General features: G+C 49.6%; 16 protein-coding genes. 7 read left to right on the top strand and 9 right to left on the bottom strand.

The features are described 5' to 3' along the window. Window positions 1–167: 167 nt before the first annotated feature. Window positions 168–1,502 carry an N-succinylarginine dihydrolase gene (gene astB, locus AYI96_RS04980; protein WP_039035874.1) on the bottom strand — a complete coding sequence of 445 codons (1,335 nt, stop codon included), beginning with the start codon at window positions 1,500–1,502 and terminating at the stop codon, window positions 168–170. Between the two features lie 337 nt (window positions 1,503–1,839). Between astB and topA the strand changes: the two genes are divergently transcribed. Further along, window positions 1,840–4,479: a type I DNA topoisomerase gene (topA, locus tag AYI96_RS04975; RefSeq protein WP_039035873.1), complete on the top strand. Its 2,640-nt coding sequence runs from the start codon at window positions 1,840–1,842 to the stop codon at window positions 4,477–4,479. A 242-nt stretch (window positions 4,480–4,721) separates the two neighbouring features. Here the strand turns inward: topA and AYI96_RS04970 are convergent, their stop codons facing one another. Continuing rightward, window positions 4,722–5,501, bottom strand: a complete 780-nt coding sequence (locus tag AYI96_RS04970; RefSeq protein WP_039035872.1) for a hypothetical protein — start codon at window positions 5,499–5,501, stop codon at window positions 4,722–4,724. Between the two features lie 227 nt (window positions 5,502–5,728). Between AYI96_RS04970 and cysB the strand changes: the two genes are divergently transcribed. From cysB to AYI96_RS04955, 3 genes are all read left to right on the top strand, one after another. Beyond that, on the top strand, window positions 5,729–6,703 hold the full coding sequence (gene cysB / locus AYI96_RS04965; RefSeq protein ID WP_039035871.1) for an HTH-type transcriptional regulator CysB: 975 nt from the start codon (window positions 5,729–5,731) through the stop codon (window positions 6,701–6,703). A gap of 308 nt (window positions 6,704–7,011) precedes the next feature. Then, on the top strand, window positions 7,012–8,175 hold the full coding sequence (locus tag AYI96_RS04960; protein WP_039035870.1) for a nucleotide sugar dehydrogenase: 1,164 nt from the start codon (window positions 7,012–7,014) through the stop codon (window positions 8,173–8,175). Window positions 8,176–8,215: 40 nt separating this feature from the next. Then, window positions 8,216–9,217, top strand: coding sequence for an NAD-dependent epimerase (locus tag AYI96_RS04955; protein WP_144361115.1), 1,002 nt, complete (start codon window positions 8,216–8,218; stop codon window positions 9,215–9,217). Between the two features lie 79 nt (window positions 9,218–9,296). Here AYI96_RS04955 and AYI96_RS04950 read toward each other — a convergent pair whose 3' ends face one another. Further along, the gene (locus AYI96_RS04950; RefSeq protein WP_039035868.1) at window positions 9,297–9,770 is read right to left on the bottom strand and encodes a copper resistance protein NlpE; all 474 of its coding nucleotides are present in this window, start codon (window positions 9,768–9,770) and stop codon (window positions 9,297–9,299) included. A gap of 210 nt (window positions 9,771–9,980) precedes the next feature. Here AYI96_RS04950 and rfbC point away from each other — a divergent pair, with 210 nt between their 5' ends. From rfbC to AYI96_RS04935, 3 genes are all read left to right on the top strand, one after another. Beyond that, window positions 9,981–10,544: a dTDP-4-dehydrorhamnose 3,5-epimerase gene (gene rfbC / locus AYI96_RS04945; RefSeq protein ID WP_039035867.1), complete on the top strand. Its 564-nt coding sequence runs from the start codon at window positions 9,981–9,983 to the stop codon at window positions 10,542–10,544. A gap of 303 nt (window positions 10,545–10,847) precedes the next feature. Beyond that, window positions 10,848–13,091, top strand: coding sequence for a catalase/peroxidase HPI (gene katG / locus AYI96_RS04940; RefSeq protein ID WP_144361114.1), 2,244 nt, complete (start codon window positions 10,848–10,850; stop codon window positions 13,089–13,091). Window positions 13,092–13,478: 387 nt separating this feature from the next. Continuing rightward, window positions 13,479–13,727, top strand: coding sequence for a DUF3297 family protein (locus tag AYI96_RS04935; RefSeq protein ID WP_025011888.1), 249 nt, complete (start codon window positions 13,479–13,481; stop codon window positions 13,725–13,727). Between the two features lie 418 nt (window positions 13,728–14,145). On the opposite strand, the gene AYI96_RS04930 is transcribed toward AYI96_RS04935, so the two are convergent. From AYI96_RS04930 to trpB, 6 genes are all read right to left on the bottom strand, one after another. Then, complete coding sequence (locus tag AYI96_RS04930; protein ID WP_071477078.1) at window positions 14,146–14,790, bottom strand: DUF799 domain-containing protein; 645 nt, start codon at window positions 14,788–14,790, stop codon at window positions 14,146–14,148. After that, window positions 14,787–15,146, bottom strand: coding sequence for a DUF4810 domain-containing protein (locus AYI96_RS04925; protein ID WP_071477077.1), 360 nt, complete (start codon window positions 15,144–15,146; stop codon window positions 14,787–14,789). The genes AYI96_RS04930 and AYI96_RS04925 overlap by 4 nt, the downstream gene beginning before the upstream one ends. Beyond that, window positions 15,143–15,463 (bottom strand): hypothetical protein, encoded by a 321-nt coding sequence (locus tag AYI96_RS04920; protein ID WP_144361113.1) that lies wholly within the window; start codon window positions 15,461–15,463, stop codon window positions 15,143–15,145. Before AYI96_RS04920 ends, AYI96_RS04925 begins: the two co-directional genes overlap by 4 nt. Beyond that, window positions 15,460–16,431 carry a CsgG/HfaB family protein gene (locus AYI96_RS04915; RefSeq protein WP_071477075.1) on the bottom strand — a complete coding sequence of 324 codons (972 nt, stop codon included), beginning with the start codon at window positions 16,429–16,431 and terminating at the stop codon, window positions 15,460–15,462. Before AYI96_RS04915 ends, AYI96_RS04920 begins: the two co-directional genes overlap by 4 nt. A 365-nt stretch (window positions 16,432–16,796) precedes the next feature. Beyond that, window positions 16,797–17,600, bottom strand: coding sequence for a tryptophan synthase subunit alpha (trpA, locus tag AYI96_RS04910; RefSeq protein WP_144361112.1), 804 nt, complete (start codon window positions 17,598–17,600; stop codon window positions 16,797–16,799). Further along, window positions 17,597–18,826 (bottom strand): tryptophan synthase subunit beta, encoded by a 1,230-nt coding sequence (gene trpB, locus AYI96_RS04905; RefSeq protein ID WP_144361111.1) that lies wholly within the window; start codon window positions 18,824–18,826, stop codon window positions 17,597–17,599. The genes trpA and trpB overlap by 4 nt, the downstream gene beginning before the upstream one ends. Window positions 18,827–18,854: the final 28 nt, after the last annotated feature.

Here is an 18,854-nt window from a genome sequence, read left to right as displayed (position 1 = left end):
CATTCACCTGCCGATTATTCTTTTGGTTACTCATCAAGGATATAGATGGCGCTCTGACAAGAGCCCCAAGTGCCTGACGGAAATTTTTTAGTTGCAAAAAGTCGGCCTCAAGAACAGAGGCCGATATTGTGCGGAAGTGATTTGAAATGTAGAAATTAAGCTAAAACTTATCTCTGGAACTGATAAACACTGCCGAGTTTCATTATCTGAGTCAGTTCATCCAGTGCGGTACGGGACTCGACTATCAATTGTGGGTCGGCCAAGTCTGCGGGTAACAAGCGATCGCGGTAGTGTTTGTCCACCCAGGCGTTGAGGCGAGTAAACAGGTTATCGTCGAGCAGAACGTGCTGATTGATGGCTGCCAACTCGGCATCATTCATAGCCACCCTCAGGCGAAGGCAAGCTGGGCCACCACCGTTTTGCATGCTTTGTTTAACATCAAAGTATTCAACTTTCTGAATTGGTGTATCCAGAGTCAGCAATTCATCCAGGTAGGCTTTTACCGCTGGATTCTCGGCACAGTCGGTTGGCGCTATGATAACCATCTTGCCGTCACTCATGCTCAATAGCTGAGTGTTAAACAGGTAGGATTTGACCGCATCCTGAATACTGACTTTGGCGGTCGGTACTTCAATGAAATGGATATCACCTTCCAACTTGGCGCGGATCTCTGCCAGCTTGGCCTTGGTATCGACAAAGGCCTGCTCGTGATGGAAAAGCACATTGCGGTTACCGACAGCGATCACATCATTATGGAATACGCCTTGATCTATCACCTCAGGATTTTGTTGAATAAAGACAGTGTTGTCTTCATCGAGACGATGTAAACGGGCGATTGCCTGCGAGGCTTCCAGCGTTTGTCTGGCGGGAAACTTCTTCGGTCTTATGGCCTGAGGGTTGGTAGCTTCCTGGCCGTAAACAAAGACTTCGACTCCGGCATGACCATATTCCTGACACAGGCGGGTGTGGTTGGCAGCGCCTTCATCACCAAAACTGCTGTGTTCCGGCAGGTGCTGGTGGTGTACAAAATAGCGACTGTCGCTGAAAATGGCCTTGAGAATGTTGCCCGTGGTTTGCGGCTCGATTGAGCGATGCAACTTATCCACCAGGTTGGCCGGCGTAAAGTGCACGCGGCCATCATGGGTATCGGCACTTGGGGATACGGTTGCCGCATTGGCGGTCCACATGCTGGAAGCACTGCAACAGGCTCTGAGAACAGCAGGTGCCTGCGCGGCTGCCTTTTGCAACACTTCTTTATCAGTGCCACTGAAGCCTATTCTGCGCAGTGTATGTAGATCAGGGCGTTCCTGCGGCGCCAGAATGCCCTGGACCATCCCCATGTCGGCCAGGGCCTTGGCCTTTTGCAAGCCCTGTTTGGCCGCCGCCTTGGGGTTGGCTGCCTGGGCGGCATTGTTCAGGGAGGCGACATTGCCGAACGACAGGCCTGCATAGTTGTGGGTGGGGCCCACCAATCCGTCAAAATTCGCTTCAAAATGCTTCATTGCTTGTCCTTTTGGGGTATTTGAGGTTGTTATAGAGGCCCAATCCAGGCCTTGGACTTGCTCCAGTATACTTGAGCCCCAAGGCTTCACAAGTCGACCAGGAAGGCTGCAAAAAGTGCTTTTTCATCACAAATGCATAACTATTACTTGCTTGCCGTGAAATAATGAAATATTAGTTTTTAATTACGCAATATTATTTTGTACAATTTTTTAACCCTGCTTAAAAATTGAGTCGCCGGTACACATAAAAGAGGGATTAACTTGAAAGTCCGTGGACAACCCTCTATATATGGTGCCAATTTTCACCGTTCTGAGATCGTTTGGCGCAAATCACACTATGGGTAAATCGCTAGTTATTGTCGAATCGCCGGCCAAAGCCAAGACTATCAACAAATATCTTGGTAAAGAATTCATCGTTAAGTCGAGTGTGGGTCACATACGTGACTTGCCGACTTCCTCCTCCGCCGACGCCAACGGCAAGGCCAAAAGCGCCGCTGAAGTGCGTAAGATGTCACCTGAAGAAAAGGCCAAGTACAAGAAGGTGAAAGAGAAAAAGGCTCTGGTCGCCCGTATGGGGGTTGATCCTGAGCACGGCTGGAAAGCCAACTACCAAATTCTGCCTGGTAAGGAGAAGGTGGTAAAAGAACTACAAGCGCTGGCCGATTCTGCCGATGAAATCTATCTCGCGACGGATTTGGATAGAGAAGGGGAAGCGATTGCCTGGCACTTGCAGCAGGTAATAGGCGGCGACAATTCGCGTTATAAGCGGGTGGTGTTCAATGAGATCACCAAGAGCGCTATTCAGGATGCTTTCAGCAAACCCAGTGATCTTGACAACAACATGGTCAATGCTCAGCAGGCGCGGAGATTCCTCGACCGAGTCGTGGGCTTTATGGTTTCGCCACTGCTGTGGAAAAAGGTCGCCAGAGGCCTTTCTGCCGGGCGGGTTCAGTCGGTAGCCGTGCGTTTGGTGGTTGAGCGGGAAGCCGAGATCAAAGCCTTCGTGCCGGAAGAGTTCTGGGATCTGCATGCACAATTGGCGACTGCTACCGATGATGCCCTGACCATGCAAGTGGTCAAGCAAAACGGCAAAGCATTTGAGCCGGTTAATGAATCCCAGGCGCTGGCCGCGGTGGCCGCACTGCAATCGGCCAGTTATGAGGTAATTGGCCGCGAAGATAAGGCCACTCAAAGCAAGCCCAGCGCTCCCTTTATTACCTCGACACTGCAACAAGCTGCCAGTACCCGTCTCGGCTTTGGAGTGAAGAAGACAATGATGATGGCCCAGCGTCTCTATGAGGCGGGTCATATCACTTATATGCGTACCGACTCTACCAATCTGAGCCAGGAAGCGCTGGATAACGTCAGAACCATGATTGCCAAAGAGTTCGGCGACAAGTACCTGCCGGATGCACCGATTCGTTATGGCAGCAAAGAGGGCGCACAAGAAGCTCACGAAGCGATTCGCCCTTCAGATGTCTCTGTGCACGCTGCGTCACTGACCGACATGGAGCGTGACGCTCAGCGGCTCTATGAGCTTATCTGGCGCCAGTTTGTTGCCTGTCAGATGACTCCTGCTCAATATGATGCCACCAGACTCACGGTCAAGGCCGGTGAGTTTGAGCTGAAAGCCAGCGGTCGCACCCTGAAATTCGATGGTTGGACCCGGGTACAATCTGCCGTCAAGCGCAAGAATGAAGAAGAAGTCACTCTGCCATATCTGGCCAAGGGCGATAAACTGGATCTGAAACAACTGGATCCCAAACAGCACTTTACCAAGCCACCGGCGCGATACAGTGAAGCCTCTCTGGTTAAAGAATTGGAAAAGCGTGGCATAGGTCGCCCCTCTACGTACGCCACTATTATTTCCACCATCCAGGATCGTGGTTATGTGAAGGTGGAAAACCGCCGTTTCTACGCCGAGAAGATGGGTGAAATTGTCAGTGAACGTCTGGTGGAAAACTTCTCCAACCTGATGAACTATGACTTTACCGCCGGTATGGAGCAGACCTTGGATAACGTCGCTCAGGGGCAACTCGACTGGAAACAGGTGCTTGATGGCTTCTACAAAGATTTTACCAAGCAGTTGCAACATGCTGAGCTGCCACCGGAAGAGGGCGGTATGCGCCCCAACCAGATGGTGCTGACAGATATAGCTTGTCCTACTTGTGGTCGCCAAATGGGGATCCGAACTGGTACTACTGGTGTGTTCCTGGGATGTTCCGGCTATGAGCTGCCACCCAAAGAGCGTTGTAAGACCACGCTGAACCTGACTCCGGGTGAAGAAGCGATTAGCGAGAGTGAAGATGCCGAAACCGAGGCACTCAGAGCCAAGCATCGCTGTGGCATCTGTGGTACTGCCATGGATAGCTATCTGTTGGATGAAACTCGCAAGCTGCATGTTTGTGGTAACAATCCTGCTTGCCCTGGATATGAAGTCGAGAAGGGACAGTTCAAGCTCAAGGGCTACGAAGGCCCTGTAATAGAATGTGACCGCTGCGGCAGTAATATGGAGCTAAAGAACGGTCGTTTCGGTAAGTATTTTGGTTGCACCAACAGTGAGTGCAAAAATACCCGTAAGCTGCTTAAAAATGGTGAAGTGGCGCCGCCTAAGGAAGATCCTATTCCCTTACCTGAGCTCAAGTGCAGCAAGTCAGACGCTCATTTTGTCTTGCGTGATGGGGCTTCAGGCATCTTCCTGGCTGCCAGTACTTTCCCGAGATCCCGCGAAACCCGTGCACCATTGGTCTCTGAGCTGGTGGAGTATCGCGAGTTGCTGTGGCCCAAATATCAGTTCCTGGCCGATGCGCCGGTGAAAGATGATGAAGGTAATCCGACTCTGGTGAAGTTCAGTCGCAAGACTAAAGAGCAGTATGTGGCCAGCGAAGTTGACGGTAAGGCTACCGGCTGGGTTGCTCATTATCGTGATGGCAAGTGGTTTGCTGAAAACACCAAGAAAAAGAAAGCCAAGAGTTAAGTTTCAGGTAAAGACCTGAGTTAAGAAGAAGACCCTGCCGTTGCAGGGCTTTCTTGTTTCCGGAGGCCTATGTTTGGTCGTCATTGGAAACAACTGTTACCCGCTTGGATTATTCAAGATGGATTTGGCTGAGAGGTAATCGGAGAATAGGGTCTTGATTGGACAGGATTAAGCCAAAAAGCACCCTGAAGGCGCTTTTTGAACTGTGCTTGCCTGAAGCTACTTTAGGTCAAGTTGACGGCTTACCATTTCTTCTTAGGCTGGAACAACACATCGATATCATCTTCATCACTTTTGGTTTTTGGGGCACTGGGCTGAGCCATCTTTTGTGCCCCCATGATTTCATCGAGTAGTTGCTTGGCTTCATCCACTTTGCGGGCAATGAAAGGATCGTTTGGGGTTTGCGCCTTGATGGTATGCAAGGTGCCGAGGGCCTTGGTCACCATCTGCCTCGATGAGCCATATTGTTTCATATAACTGGCGGCACGGGCACGGGATAGCATACTCTCGACATTGATCCTGAGTTGCAGGCTATCGATACGGCCTTCTTCAGTGGAAAAAACAGTAGGATCGACTTTGCCCTTGTTATGCTCGGCACGCAAAATCGCCTTGAGCTTTTTCAAAGTCTGTACCAGTACCAATACCTGACGGTCGTTGTCCGGCAGACGAAAACTCTCTATCGCAGGTGTTTGTTGGGGACTGTTTTGCAGATTGGTGATCAGCGCGTCAAGGTCGGTCAGCCGTCGTTCATAGTCACTCTTTTGGTTGGCTTTACTCAGGGTAACGGCAATTCTTGCGGCATCCTGAATGCGCTTGTAGAGCACCAAAACGATTTGTGAAGAGCATGGAAACATGCCGGTATTGGAGAGAACTTCTTCAGTTTCGTCCAAAATCGCTCGTTGACGAGCCAACTCAGTACGACGTTCGGCCTCGACTCGCTCTTTTTGTTGCTGAATAACATTGATACCGATAACCAGCAAAAGAAGCGCACCTATCAGCAGCAGTACGAGAGTAAATGCCATAGCCTGTCCGTAAATTTTATCATTATGTTAATGCTACAATAAATCAATAAACTAGCCTAGTTATCTTAGCCCAGCACCAGGTATCTGTCCTGAAGATAGCTCGCATTCGCGGCTATATTCCTGTTTGATTTAGTTATTGCTTTATACTATAACCATTAATTATAGATGTCCGGTATTCCAACACTCAATTCTGCTCCTGAATGGGGCTGAAGTTCAAGGATCTAAAGATGAAACTGCAACAGCTCAGATATATTGCAGAAGTGGTTAATCATAACCTCAATGTTTCCGCGACCGCTGAGAACCTTTACACCTCTCAGCCAGGGATCAGTAAGCAGGTACGCATGCTGGAGGATGAACTGGGGATCCAGATCTTCGGACGCAGCGGCAAACACTTGACTCATGTGACACCGGCCGGCGAGCTGGTCATTAAAATTGCCAACGATATCCTGGGTAAAGTCGAAAGTATCAAGAAGGTGGCTGAAGAATACACTAAGCCGGATCAGGGGGAACTGAACATTGCCACCACAGATACCCAAGCCCGCTACGCTTTGCCACAGATTATCCAGCATTTTATCGAACGTTACCCCAAGGTGAATCTACATATGCATCAAGGTACGCCTTCACAGATAAGCGAAGCAGCTGCCCGTGGTGATGCCGACTTTGCCATTGCCACCGAGGCGATGCATCTTTATTCCGACCTCATCATGTTGCCTTGTTATCACTGGAATCGTTCTGTGGTGGTATCCAGGGATCACCCGCTCGCCAGCCGTAGCCGGATCAGCATTGAAGAATTGGCGCGCTTCCCTCTGGTCACTTATGTGTTTGGTTTTGATAAGGCCTCGGAAATTGAGCGTGGTTTTCATGGGGCGGGGCTTGAGCCCAGGGTCGTTTTCAGTGCCACCAGTGCCGACGTGCTCAAGACGTATGTCAGATTGGGACTCGGGGTGGGCGTAATCGCCTCCATGGCGATCGACCCTGTAATCGATAAGGATCTGGTCGCCATAGACGCCAGCCATCTGTTTGCCCACAGCACCACCAAGATAGGCTTTAGAAAGGGCAGTTTCCTGCGTAGCTACATGTATGATTTTATTGAGCGGTTTGCGCCGCATCTGACCCGGGATGTAGTGGAGAAGGCAGTGGCCCTGCGTGATGCACAGCTGATAGAACAGATGTTTGCTGATGTCGAATTGCCGCTGCGCTGAAACCGCTGCATGAAAGCCTTGTCTTCGGTCTGAGCCGGTTTTATAGACTGACGACAAGTATCAGTTCCGTGCTTTCAGCTTCAACCCTGTAATAGGGAGATTTTTCTTCTCTTTATGCAAAGTCCTTGCTCATTGCTGCGCTATGGTTCGGTTATCCCGGCTGTGCCATGGCGTAAGTGGACGGTGTTTGTCAATAATTAGCATAGCAGCCACCAGTCTAATCCCCTTAGGGGCTAGACTCGTTGTGTATATCTCTGGTTTCACCACTGTGTTAAGTTAGCGTACAGCGTAAGCAGTTGGGGGAAAAAATGAAGATAGTGGTTGTTGGAACAGGTTATGTTGGCCTGTCAAACGCAGTTTTGCTGGCACAACATAATCAGGTGTGGGCGTTGGACATCTCATCAGAAAGAGTGGCAATGGTCAATGCCGGTCGCTCGCCCATAGCCGATGAGCTTATTGAGCAATACTTGGTGAGCAATAAGTTGCAGTTAACTGCTACAACGGACAAAGAGGTCTATCGGGGCGCAGATTATGTGATTATTGCTACGCCAACGGATTACGATCCCAAGACCAATTACTTTGACACCAGCACAGTAGAAGCCGTGGCAGAAGATGTGATAGCGGTTAATTCTGCCGCTTGTATCATCATTAAATCTACTGTGCCTGTTGGTTTTACCAGAGCATTGCGAAACAGGCATGGTACGGCCAATATCATATTCTCACCTGAGTTCTTGCGAGAAGGTAAGGCTTTGTACGATAACCTTTATCCTTCTCGAATTATTGTTGGTGAACGCTCAGAGAGAGCCGAACGATTTGCTCAATTGCTTGTTGACGCAGCGTTAAAGCCAGATATTCCCGTGCTCTTTACCGGTAGTACGGAGGCTGAAGCTATTAAGCTCTTTGCCAATACATATTTAGCTATGCGAGTCGCATATTTCAATGAACTTGACTCTTATGCGGAAACCAATGGCCTGGATCCAAAGCAGATAATAGAGGGGGTGTGTTTGGATCCCCGTATTGGCGGTCATTATAACAATCCTTCATTTGGTTACGGTGGCTACTGTTTGCCTAAAGATACCAAACAACTACTGGCTAACTACAACCAGGTTCCCAACAACCTGATAGCGGCAATCGTTGATGCCAACCGAACCCGTAAGGACTTTATTGCAGATTCCGTCATTGCCAAAAGACCCAAAGTAGTTGGCGTATACCGACTGATCATGAAGTCCGGATCTGATAATTTCCGCGCTTCGGCGGTGCAAGGTGTGATGAAACGAATTAAGGCCAAAGGGATTGAAGTGGTGGTGTATGAACCTGTGCTGGAAAGTGATGAGTTTTTCCGCTCTAGAGTGATACGCGATGTTACTGAATTTAAAAAAGTTTCAGATGTCATTATTTCGAACCGTATGGTTGATGAACTAAAAGATGTTGCGGATAAAGTTTATACCCGGGATCTCTTTGGTAACGATTGAAAGCGGCTTCCCATGCTGAAAGTTAAATGAGAACAGTGGTATGAAATATTTGGTTACCGGCGCAGCCGGTTTTATCGGGGCCCGCGTCTGCGAACGTTTGTGTGAAGCGGGGTTTGAAGTTTTTGGTATCGATAATCTCAATGATTACTACGATATCGGTTTAAAGCAGGCCAGATTGCAAAAACTGGCTGACTTTAACCATTTCCATTTTCAAAAGCTTGATTTGGCTGACAGGGAGGCTATGGCTGAACTCTTTGCCAAAGGTGGTTTTAAGCGGGTCATCCATTTGGGGGCTCAGGCTGGGGTTCGCTATTCAATTGAAAACCCCTATGCTTATGCGGACAGTAATCTTATCGGTACGCTTACTGTGTTGGAAGGCTGCCGTCATCATGGCATTGAACATCTGGTATATGCCTCTTCCAGCTCGGTTTATGGCCTCAACAAGAAGATGCCATTCGCGACGAATGATTCGGTCGACCATCCGGTGTCTTTTTATGCGGCGACTAAGAAAGCCAATGAGATGATGGCACATAGCTATGCGCATCTTTATGGCTTGCCCACAACTGGACTGAGGTTTTTTACTGTCTATGGCCCTTGGGGACGCCCGGATATGGCACCTATGCTGTTCGCCGATGCCATTACTTCTGGCAGGCCCATCAAGGTGTTCAATCAGGGGAATATGAGCCGTGATTTTACTTTTATCGATGATATCGTCGAAGGCATCATCAGAGTGGCAGATAAAGTGCCAATACGGCAGAGCGAATGGACGGTAGAACAGGGCTCCCCGGCAACCAGCAGTGCGCCATATCGTGTTTATAACATAGGTAATGGCAGCCCGGTTCGTTTATTGGATTTTATCAGTGAGCTTGAAGCAGCGCTCGGGCAAAAAGCTGAAAAAATTATGCTGCCTATGCAAGATGGTGATGTCCAGGCCACTTGGGCTGATACCGAAGATCTATATAGTGCCGTGGCTTATAAGCCTAGAGTTGGGATCCGTGAAGGGGTCAAAGCCTTTGCCGATTGGTATAAAGCCTTTTATTGATAAAAGAGCCATAGCGCGCTTCAGAACTGAAACGCGCTATGGCTTTATCTCATCATTTTGCAGTATTCATGCGGCGTATTTAGTTCTCTTTATTTAACCTGTAGTTATCAGCCAGGCTGCCGGTGATGCGGTTGCCTTCTCTGTCCAGCATAAACAGCTGATTTTCCCCTACCAGATATTTACTGCCATCCTCCAGGGTGATTTTGCTGCCGCTGGCATCCCAGGTGAACTTGCCGGTTTCGCTGAATATGCTCTCGTCCTTACCCTGATACACTTGCTGCAGGCGATAGCTGTTATCTTCTTTGAGCGTCAGCGTAGTTTCTATTCCTGAGCAATCTGCACAGGGCAGCAGTCCTTTATAGCTTCCGTCCCAGTCCAGCGAGTTTTGACTGGTATCACCCATTGGTATTTGGGCTGTTTGTTCAGCCGGGGCCGTAGCGGTTTCTGCTGGGCCGTTTGTCCCTGGAGATTGGCTTTCCTGATCTTGGCAAGCAGCCAGACCCAGCGCCATACCACTTGTCATCAACAGCGCAAAAATAGTGGATTTGTTCATGGTTTATTCCCTTAAGTTACCTAAGTTGGCCTTCAGGCTAGCACAGCTGTTTTACCGGGTGTAAGGCTTTTGTCACACCATCTTGGTTATGGTTCAGAGCCTATTCAGTCACGTAACCGGCTTGTTTAAGCAATGCAATCGAAAGGCTATCGTCTTACCGCTTTGACTCCTGCTACAATCCTCATCAATTAATGTTTTTTGTGTACCTTAATGAAAGTTCAATCTCTCCCTTTATCCGGTCTGATATTGTTTACGCCCGAGATTTTCAGTGATGCTCGGGGCTATTTTATGGAGTGCTTTCGAGCCTCTGTCTTTGAAAAAGCCTTGATGGATTCCGGCCAAGATCCAGTCACTCTGGTGCAGGAGAATCACAGCTGTTCTGGCACGGGCGTGCTTAGGGGGCTTCATTTTCAGCGCCAATATCCCCAGGGTAAGTTGATTCGGGTTATCAGCGGTGAGATATACGATATCGCCGTCGATATTCGTCCCCAGTCTCCCACCTTTGGTAAATGGCACGGTTTGCTTTTATCGGCACAAAATCGCTGCCAGTTATGGATCCCACCGGGGTTTGCCCATGGTTTTTATGTGACCAAGGGCCCAGCTGAGGTGCTGTACAAGTGCAGTGATTATTACCAACCTGGCGATGAAGGCGCCATTGTCTGGAACGATGCCGAGTTAGCGATTGACTGGCCGCTGAATATCGCACTGGGTGAGCCATTACTCTCAGCCAAAGACAGACAGGCCAAGCCCTTTAGCGCTCAACACTGGGCTTGAAAACGAACATTTGATAGCAACCACTGACTTCCAATCTTTGGCTTAGAAAATGGTTGGACAACTACAGAATGCCGCCCCCTAAATTAGTATTCGCTTCTTTTTAGATTACAATAATCTAATTTAATCGTTAGTCGCGAATAGGTTTCCTCACTACCTTGGAATAAGCAGCGACAGGCCGTATCCGTCGCTGCTTAACTGTGCCCGTTTGTTAAGGCGCGCTAACCAAAGGCGCCGGCATTCGCGGCACTTGAATCGGGGGAGTGGCTTATCCCACCCCCTTCACCAAGGAAGAGGACTTCCAACATGAAATCAAGTATCCCATCTTTGACCGCGGTGGCGCTGTCTGTTGCCATGGTATTTGGCGCAGCCAGTACCCAAGCGGCGCAGTCGCCATCGGCCGCTCAGCCTCAGGCCGCAACAACCAACGCCTACTGGTGGCCGCAGCAACTGGATCTATCGCCACTGCGTCAGCACGGCGCTGAATCCAATCCCTACGGCACCGATTACGACTATGCCAAGGCTTTTGGCTCTTTGGATTTGGACGCCGTTAAAGCCGACATCAAAACCACGTTGACCACTTCCCAGGACTGGTGGCCTGCCGACTATGGTCACTATGGCCCTTTCTTTATCCGTATGGCCTGGCACAGTGCCGGTGTTTATCGCATCTTTGACGGTCGCGGCGGTGCCAGTGGTGGTCAGCAACGTTTTGAGCCTCTCAACAGTTGGCCCGATAACGTCAGTCTCGACAAGGCTCGCCGCTTACTTTGGCCAATTAAGCAAAAGTATGGCAGCCAGATCTCCTGGGCCGATCTCATGGTACTGGCCGGTAACGTATCCCTGGAGTCCATGGGCTTTAAGACCTTCGGTTTTGCCGGTGGCCGCACTGATGACTGGGAAGCCGAGAAGGTTAATTGGGGCGCCGAGAAACAGTGGCTCGACAATAAACGCCACAATGAAAAAGGTGAGTTGGCAAAACCTTTGGGAGCCACCCAGATGGGACTCATCTATGTGAACCCTGAGGGGCCCAATGGCGTGCCCGATCCCTTGGCATCTGCCCAGGAAATACGCGATACCTTTGGCCGTATGGCCATGAATGATGAAGAAACCGTGGCGCTGATCGCCGGTGGTCACACCTTCGGTAAGGCTCATGGCGCCCATGACCCAGCCAAGTGTGTCGGCGCAGAACCCGCTGCCGCCGGAATAGAGGAGCAGGGCCTTGGCTGGAAAAACCGCTGCGGTAAAGGTCACTCGGAAGATACGGTTTCCAGCGGCCTGGAAGGCGCCTGGTCTTCCAATCCCACCAAGTGGACCATGGAATACTTAACCTGGCTCTATACTTTCGATTGGGTACAAACCAAGAGTCCGGCCGGCCACATTCAATGGATCCCTGCCGATGGTAAGGCCGCCAATTTGGTGCCAGATGCCCATATTCCCGACAAGCGTCATGCTCCTATCATGTTCACCAGTGATATCGCGCTGAAGGAAGACCCTATTTACCGCGAGATCACGACCCGTTTCCTCAATAATCCGGCCGAGTTTGAACTGGCCTTCGCCAAGGCTTGGTTCAAGTTGACCCATAGAGATATGGGGCCGAAGAGCCGCTACCTGGGTAAAGATGCGCCTTATGAAGATCTGATCTGGCAAGACCCTATCCCAGCCATCGATCATCAACTGATCGACGCGGCCGATACCAAACAACTGAAAGCGGCTATTTTGGATTCAGGCCTCAGCGTGCCTGAACTGGTGAAAACCGCCTGGGCCGCGGCGTCATCTTTTCGTGGCACAGATATGCGTGGCGGCGCCAATGGTGCCAGAATCGCCCTGAAGCCCCAGCGCGATTGGGCGGCTAATGATCCCAAGGCATTGGCGAAAGTCATTGGTAAAATTGAGAAAATCCAAAAGAATTTCAACAAGAAAGCCAAGGACGGTAAAAAGGTGTCGCTGGCTGATCTCATTGTATTGGGCGGCAGTGTCGCCATAGAAAAAGCCGCAGCCGATGCCGGGGTTAAAGTCAATCTTGCCTTCCATCCCGGGCGGATGGACGCGACTCAGGCCCAAACGGATGTGAACTCCTTTGCCGTGCTAGAGCCCAAGGCCGATGGTTTCAGAAACTATTTCAGTGATCAAAGCCCGGCATCACCGGCCGAAGCTCTGATTGAAAAGGCGAACTTTCTTAACCTGACGGTTCCTGAAATGACGGTATTGGTTGGCGGTCTCAGAGTGCTGGATGCCAATAGTGGCGGTAGTAAGCATGGGGTGTTCACCCAAAGCCCCGGCAAGCTCAGTAACGATTTCTTCGTTAACCTGCTGGATATGTCTACTCGTTGGGAAAAGGGCGAGGAGCCAGGTCTCTATCAGGGGCTTGATCGTCAGTCCGGCAAACTCAAATGGACGGCTACGCCTGTCGACTTGGTGTTTGGTTCCCATTCAGAACTCAGAGCCGTTGCTGAAGTGTATGCCGCAGACGATGGCAAGACCCGCTTCGTTGAGGACTTTGCCAAAGCCTGGACCAAGGTGATGGAGCTGGATAGGTTCGATTTGCAGTAATCGCTGACGGCTGATGTAAACAAGTCATAGGGGGATAACCATCCCATGAAATCGGCGCAGGCTTTGGCTTTGCGCCGTTTTTTGCTGGATTTTTCCAAATGCCATTTCCATTGGGTTTGAGGATGAGGTATTTGGCCGAATACCCAACTTAAGCTGCCGGCTCGTTGCATACGCAGTTAATTTTTTGGAACCTGACTCTATTGATTCGCTTATCAACGGGCGTGCTATAGAGTCAGATAAAGTTTAGCTCATGGCCAAACAACCAAATTGGCTGATTGGATTGATAAAAAGGGTATAATCCGTGTGGATAAAGCTATTCGCCACTATTGAGGTGGATTGGGGGATTGCCTACAATATCGCGAGTTTTATTTACCCAAGATGAAGATTATGACCGATACCAAAGTACCACCTGCTCTGCCGGATCGCCTTTCTATCAACCCACGCAGCCCACACCATGTGGCTGAAGTGTTTGAGTTCGATGTGGGCATTCGCATCAATGGCAAAGAGCGCAATGACGTGGAAGAGTACTGTATTAGCGAAGGCTGGATTAAAGTTGCTTCTCACAAAGCGCTCGACCGCCGTGGCCAGCCCTTGTTGATGACCATCAAAGGCACAGTAGAAGCCTTTTATAAGTAAGCTTTTTTAACTGTAAATATTTAATAAAGGGCCATCTGCAAAGATGGCCTTTTTATCAGTGAGTACCTTGCTCTGAAATAGTCTTCCATCTTGGTTGCTTGGATAAAACCGGAAGCAGCTTGCTTCCAATTAATCATTTTCTCTGACTTAATCATCTCCCCAAAGACTCAGTTGAGAAATTCGCTCAATTAATATCGTAAAGTATCCATTGTTTGGGCGGAAATGCGTAAAAATCTAATAAAATTCAGATGTTTGTTTAATACTGTTCCGGCTGCGGTGCAGAGCTCTCGACAAGGTTTGCATGGTTCAGAAAACGCCCCGGATTGAAACCAGCTTAGGCTTTTGTCGTTTGCGATGCCTAAAAAAGCCAGGGAATACCCTGGCTTGAGCAAGAAAAAAGCTTAACTGATTTTTTGAGCTACTTAATCTCTTTGGGTTTGTATGGACCATTAGGTAAGTAGGTCGATTGATCGCTATAGAAAACCTGGTAGTTAGCCATCCGGGTCAGAGGCATATAATCGGGAGCCGCGCGGTTAATTGTTGCTGTGATGACAGCCCCTATGAGATCGGCCAACGGGTTACCGGTAGAACTATTTTGGGGCGTATATTGCATTTTTTTTGAGGTTTGCCAAATCGTATCCCCGGTTTTGTTTTTGAATGCGTATGTAAACTCTACTTCTGTCGTACTTGAAATAAGCATATATGTGGTATCCCACCGCTCTATCGTGACATACAGAACCACATCTGCACCAAACATTTGTACCAAAGAGGTCACGGGTAGCTGATGTATCTCTTGAGGCTCGTAAAGACCTTCATATTCAAGAATTGTCTTCACTGTATTCGATGGATAGACATAGTAACCTTTCTCTGCAAGCATTACAGGTAAAGAGCTATACACCGCAAGCGGCGCATCGACATCAACGCTGTGGTTTATGACTGGGAGTATCAGAATTGAGCTTGGATTGTGTTCTTCAAAACCAGTTTGACGTGGAGCTGTCGTTGTTTGACATGCGGAAAGTAAGGCAACTAACGCAACTGAAAAAGTTAATTTGATAAATTTCATTGCTTATTACCGTTTTGACGTTGAAGGTTTTGCACTAGAGTCTTCATTAAGGCTGCGCTTTCCGGCCATGTGTTCGCTTCTTTTTCATAAAAGGATATTGCTCCGGTTATATCACCTGATTTGAGCTTGAAAGTTCCGACTTCAGCATATAACCCAGGTGCTGGTCGTTGTTTATTATCTTCAATTTGTTTCAGGTGATCTTCAAGTGCTATAGGGAACTCCTTAGCTGCGACGGGATCGTGATAGTATTCGTACAGGCCTTCATCATAAACTCCCCAGTTATATAAAGTTGTCGATTTACAGCCAGCTAAGCCAAGCATTACCAATACACATAGGCCAAGTTTGATACGGTTCATTTGATCAAGACCTCTTTTGTCACGCCATCGGATACATAGATTTTCTGCGATGAAATAACAGTATCACCATTCAGGATTTTAATAATGTGAGTACCAGGAAGAATACGCAAAGCTTGAGTACCATTAGTGAATGGTGCGACAGGGCCATTGTCGAGTCCGTCAACGATTACACGCATTCCTTCTACATCAGAAGTATCGCTTACTTTAAATACAATTTGAGGACGATTGTCTACAGTTGAACTAGTAGTGGTTGGCATTTGTACACAACCTACATTGAGGGATAACACACTCAGTATCAGGGCTAATTTCAACTTCATTGTTTCGCCTCCACCACATTAAGTTCTGTGTATTTAAGACCATCAATTGAACCGCTGGAAATACTGGTTATTGAGCCTTCATTTGTTTCATTGTCACCAAAAAGCTGTATTACTGAAACAGTAGCGACTTTCTTTCCTGGTAATGTAATATCGAAACCAGTTTGTTTTGACTTTATGACTTTTCCCTGAGTTTCGATATTAAAACTCATTCCTTGCTTTATTCCTTGTGACTTACCGCCACTGATGTAAATCATCCCATCTTCAACAGCTAGAATATCGGTTTGCCAAGGACGGGTTTGCATTTCGGCGGTCAATTTGCTGATAGCATCGGATATCGCGTTAGATATCGCAGCATCATTGAGTGTTCCATCGTAGGCAGCTTTAGAACCAAAGCCTGCAACCGAAGCGGCCTCAGAACTACTTTCCCCAGCTCCTGATAGAGAGTGGTAAACCAGTCCAGTTTTGCTGTCGACTAAGCGTAAGTCAACTTTAGCAAAGGCGACTTGTTTTTTAGTGGAAGAAAGGAATCCACTTTTCCCTTCTGTTTTACGGCCAAATTCAGTGAGAGAGCCGATTATTAAAGTATCAACACCTACTAGATTTAGCTTTTGTCCAGTGAGCTTTGCCTCATCTTTAAGGCGCTCAATATCTGGACGCTCAAACACGAGATATTGGCCTGACTCTGTCAGAGCTTTTGATAACATGTCGGTTACTTGCTTCCCAAGTACATCGCCTTTGTCATCTCGCAAAAGACTTTTGCCGTAGATGGTTTCATTAGTAATTCGGCCAAGAGCTAATTTACGTTTTAGGATAGGATTAGTAACCGATGCCTCCATGGCTGCTTTTTGTGCTTCAATTTGAGCTTGTTGAGAGTGAGGGCTTTCCTGGGACTCAACTTGTGGAGATTGGGTTGCGCATCCACCTAGAGCTAAAGCGAGTGTACCGGCAGTAAATAAACTGCGTTTCATTTTTGGGTTCCTTAATCTATTGGTTACATTTTGCAACGTAAGTTTATTTAATGTGAATATTTTTTTTGTGGGCTAATGTTCACATTTTATATTGATACTTTGGCCCTGCACCTTCCCAAGGTTTGGGAGCATTAATAGAGTGCTTAACCTATAACTTTAAGAAACAGTGTGAGACCAAGTACCCTAAGGTGTTAAAAAAATGACTCTTTTATTTTGCTTGTCTTACAAAAGATGATATTTGAAGATATCCCGTTGCTCAATTGAAAATCAAGTGTAAATGAGTGTGTTGGGTTGTGCGTGACATAAAAAAGCCAGGGAATACCCTGGCTCGAGGATTAAAGAGGGAGGGGCGAATAAGTCCTCCCTTAGCTGGCGTCCTTCATGGTACGGGTAAAGTCGGCCAGAGTGCTCAGTAGCATATCGGGTGCGTCTTGGTGTTGCTCAATGATCCTGACCACGGCAGAGCCCGAGATGGCACCGGCGGCGCCGGCGGCAATTGCGGCGCTGACCTGAGCCGGCTCGGCGATACCGAACCCCAACAGTGGAGGCGGTGCATCGAAGGCTTTAAGCTTGGCCAGTACCTCATCCACCGGCATACCTGCCTTATTGTCGGCGCCAGTTACCCCGGCGCGGGACAGCAGATAGGTGTAGCCTTCAGCGGCTTCACTCACCGCCTTGAGGGTATCATCATCGGCATTGGGCGGCGCAATAAAGATAGGCGCTATGGCATGGGCCTTGGCGGCTTCTATAAAAGGCGCAGCTTCCTCAACCGGCACGTCGGCTATCAGCACTGAATCCACCCCGGACTCGGCGGCGCGGCGATAGAAGTTGTCGATGCCGTTGGCGTATACCAGATTGGCGTACAACAGCAGGCCGATGGGCAACTCGGGATGACGGCTGCGTACCTCGGCGATAAGCTCGAAGCACTTGGCCGGCGTGGTACCTGCCGCCAGCGCCCGTAAGTTGGCGCCCTGGATCACCGGGCCATCGGCCAACGGATCGGAAAAGGGGAAGCCCAGCTCGAGGGCGTCGGCACCGTGGGCAATCAGGGTGTCGATAATCTGCAGCGACAGCTCAGGGCCGGGATCGCCCAGTGTCACAAAGGGAACAAAGGCGCCGCGGCCTTCGGCCTGCAGCTGGGCAAAAGTGGTTTGATAACGTGTACTCATGCCTGTGACTCCTGTGATTTATCTGACTGCGCAGATGCAGCCTGGCGCTCTGCCAGGATATCGGAAACGGTAAATATGTCTTTATCGCCGCGGCCGGAGAGGTTAACCACCAGTATGGTTTCTTCGCGGCACTCTTTGGCCAGCCTGATGGCATAGGCCAGCGCGTGGGCCGACTCCAGCGCCGGAATAATCCCTTCACAGCGGGCCAGTAACTGGAAGGCCTCCAGCGCCTCTTCATCGGTGGCCGACTCATAGGTGGCGCGTCCGGTGGCGTTGAGGTGGGCGTGTTGCGGGCCCACAGAGGGGAAATCCAACCCGGCAGAGATGGAGTAAGACTCTTCTATCTGGCCGTTGCTGTCCTGCATCAAGGGCGCCTTCATGCCAAAAAAGATGCCAGTCTTGCCGTGCCGCAGCGGCGCGCCGTGCATCGGCGTATCTATGCCTTTCCCGGCCGGCTCGACCCCTATGAGGCGCACCGAGGCTTCATCTATGAAGTCGGCAAACATACCTATGGCGTTGGAGCCGCCGCCAACACAGGCAATGACGGCGTCCGGCAGTCGGCCTTCACGCTCGAGGATCTGCGCCTTGGTTTCGGCGCCTATCATGCGCTGGAACTCCCTGACTATGGTGGGGAAGGGGTGAGGCCCGGCGGCGGTACCCAGCAGGTAGTGCGCCTTTTCATAGCTGCCGGACCAGTCGCGCATCGCCTCGTTGCAGGCATCTTTGAGAGTGGCCGAGCCTGAGGTGACAGGAATGACCTCGGCGCCCATCAAACGCATGCGGAACACATTAGGGCTTTGGCGCTCCACATCTTTGGCGCCCATGTAGATTTTACATTTAAGACCCAGCAGGGCGCAGGCCAGGGCGGTGGCCACCCCGTGTTGACCGGCGCCGGTTTCGGCGATGATCTCTTTTTTACCCATACGCTTGGCCAGCAGCGCCTGTCCCAGCACCTGGTTGGTCTTGTGGGCGCCGCCGTGCAGCAGATCTTCCCGCTTGAGGTAGATTTTCACCTTGTCATTGGGCGACAGGTTACGGGTCAGGGTCAAGGCGGTAGGACGCCCGGCATAGTTTTTCAAAAGCTCGGTGAACTCGGCCTGAAAGGCGGGATCATTCTGGGCCTCGACAAAGGCACTTTCCAACTGCTTCAGTGCCGGCATCAAAATCTGCGGCACATACATGCCGCCGTATTCCCCGAAATAAGGGTTGAGTTTTAACTCGCTCATACTGCTTTCCTTAGGATACTTGTTGCGC

The organism is Shewanella sp. MSW (assembly GCF_007636515.1).
GTDB classification, from domain to species: Bacteria; Pseudomonadota; Gammaproteobacteria; order Enterobacterales; family Shewanellaceae; genus Shewanella; species Shewanella indica.
Note: the sequence above shows the minus strand (reverse complement) of the source record. Positions and strands in the feature narration are given on the sequence as shown.

Bases quoted from the DNA above. Each gene is read 5' to 3' on its own strand.
- astB (WP_039035874.1), bottom strand. From the start codon at position 1,502: ATGAAGCATTTTGAAGCGAATTTTGACGGATTGGTGGGCCCCACCCAC.
- topA (WP_039035873.1), top strand. From the start codon at position 1,840: ATGGGTAAATCGCTAGTTATTGTCGAATCGCCGGCCAAAGCCAAGACT.
- AYI96_RS04970 (WP_039035872.1), bottom strand. From the start codon at position 5,501: ATGGCATTTACTCTCGTACTGCTGCTGATAGGTGCGCTTCTTTTGCTG.
- cysB (WP_039035871.1), top strand. From the start codon at position 5,729: ATGAAACTGCAACAGCTCAGATATATTGCAGAAGTGGTTAATCATAAC.
- AYI96_RS04960 (WP_039035870.1), top strand. From the start codon at position 7,012: ATGAAGATAGTGGTTGTTGGAACAGGTTATGTTGGCCTGTCAAACGCA.
- AYI96_RS04955 (WP_144361115.1), top strand. From the start codon at position 8,216: ATGAAATATTTGGTTACCGGCGCAGCCGGTTTTATCGGGGCCCGCGTC.
- AYI96_RS04950 (WP_039035868.1), bottom strand. From the start codon at position 9,770: ATGAACAAATCCACTATTTTTGCGCTGTTGATGACAAGTGGTATGGCG.
- rfbC (WP_039035867.1), top strand. From the start codon at position 9,981: ATGAAAGTTCAATCTCTCCCTTTATCCGGTCTGATATTGTTTACGCCC.
- katG (WP_144361114.1), top strand. From the start codon at position 10,848: ATGAAATCAAGTATCCCATCTTTGACCGCGGTGGCGCTGTCTGTTGCC.
- AYI96_RS04935 (WP_025011888.1), top strand. From the start codon at position 13,479: ATGACCGATACCAAAGTACCACCTGCTCTGCCGGATCGCCTTTCTATC.
- AYI96_RS04930 (WP_071477078.1), bottom strand. From the start codon at position 14,790: ATGAAATTTATCAAATTAACTTTTTCAGTTGCGTTAGTTGCCTTACTT.
- AYI96_RS04925 (WP_071477077.1), bottom strand. From the start codon at position 15,146: ATGAACCGTATCAAACTTGGCCTATGTGTATTGGTAATGCTTGGCTTA.
- AYI96_RS04920 (WP_144361113.1), bottom strand. From the start codon at position 15,463: ATGAAGTTGAAATTAGCCCTGATACTGAGTGTGTTATCCCTCAATGTA.
- AYI96_RS04915 (WP_071477075.1), bottom strand. From the start codon at position 16,431: ATGAAACGCAGTTTATTTACTGCCGGTACACTCGCTTTAGCTCTAGGT.
- trpA (WP_144361112.1), bottom strand. From the start codon at position 17,600: ATGAGTACACGTTATCAAACCACTTTTGCCCAGCTGCAGGCCGAAGGC.
- trpB (WP_144361111.1), bottom strand. From the start codon at position 18,826: ATGAGCGAGTTAAAACTCAACCCTTATTTCGGGGAATACGGCGGCATG.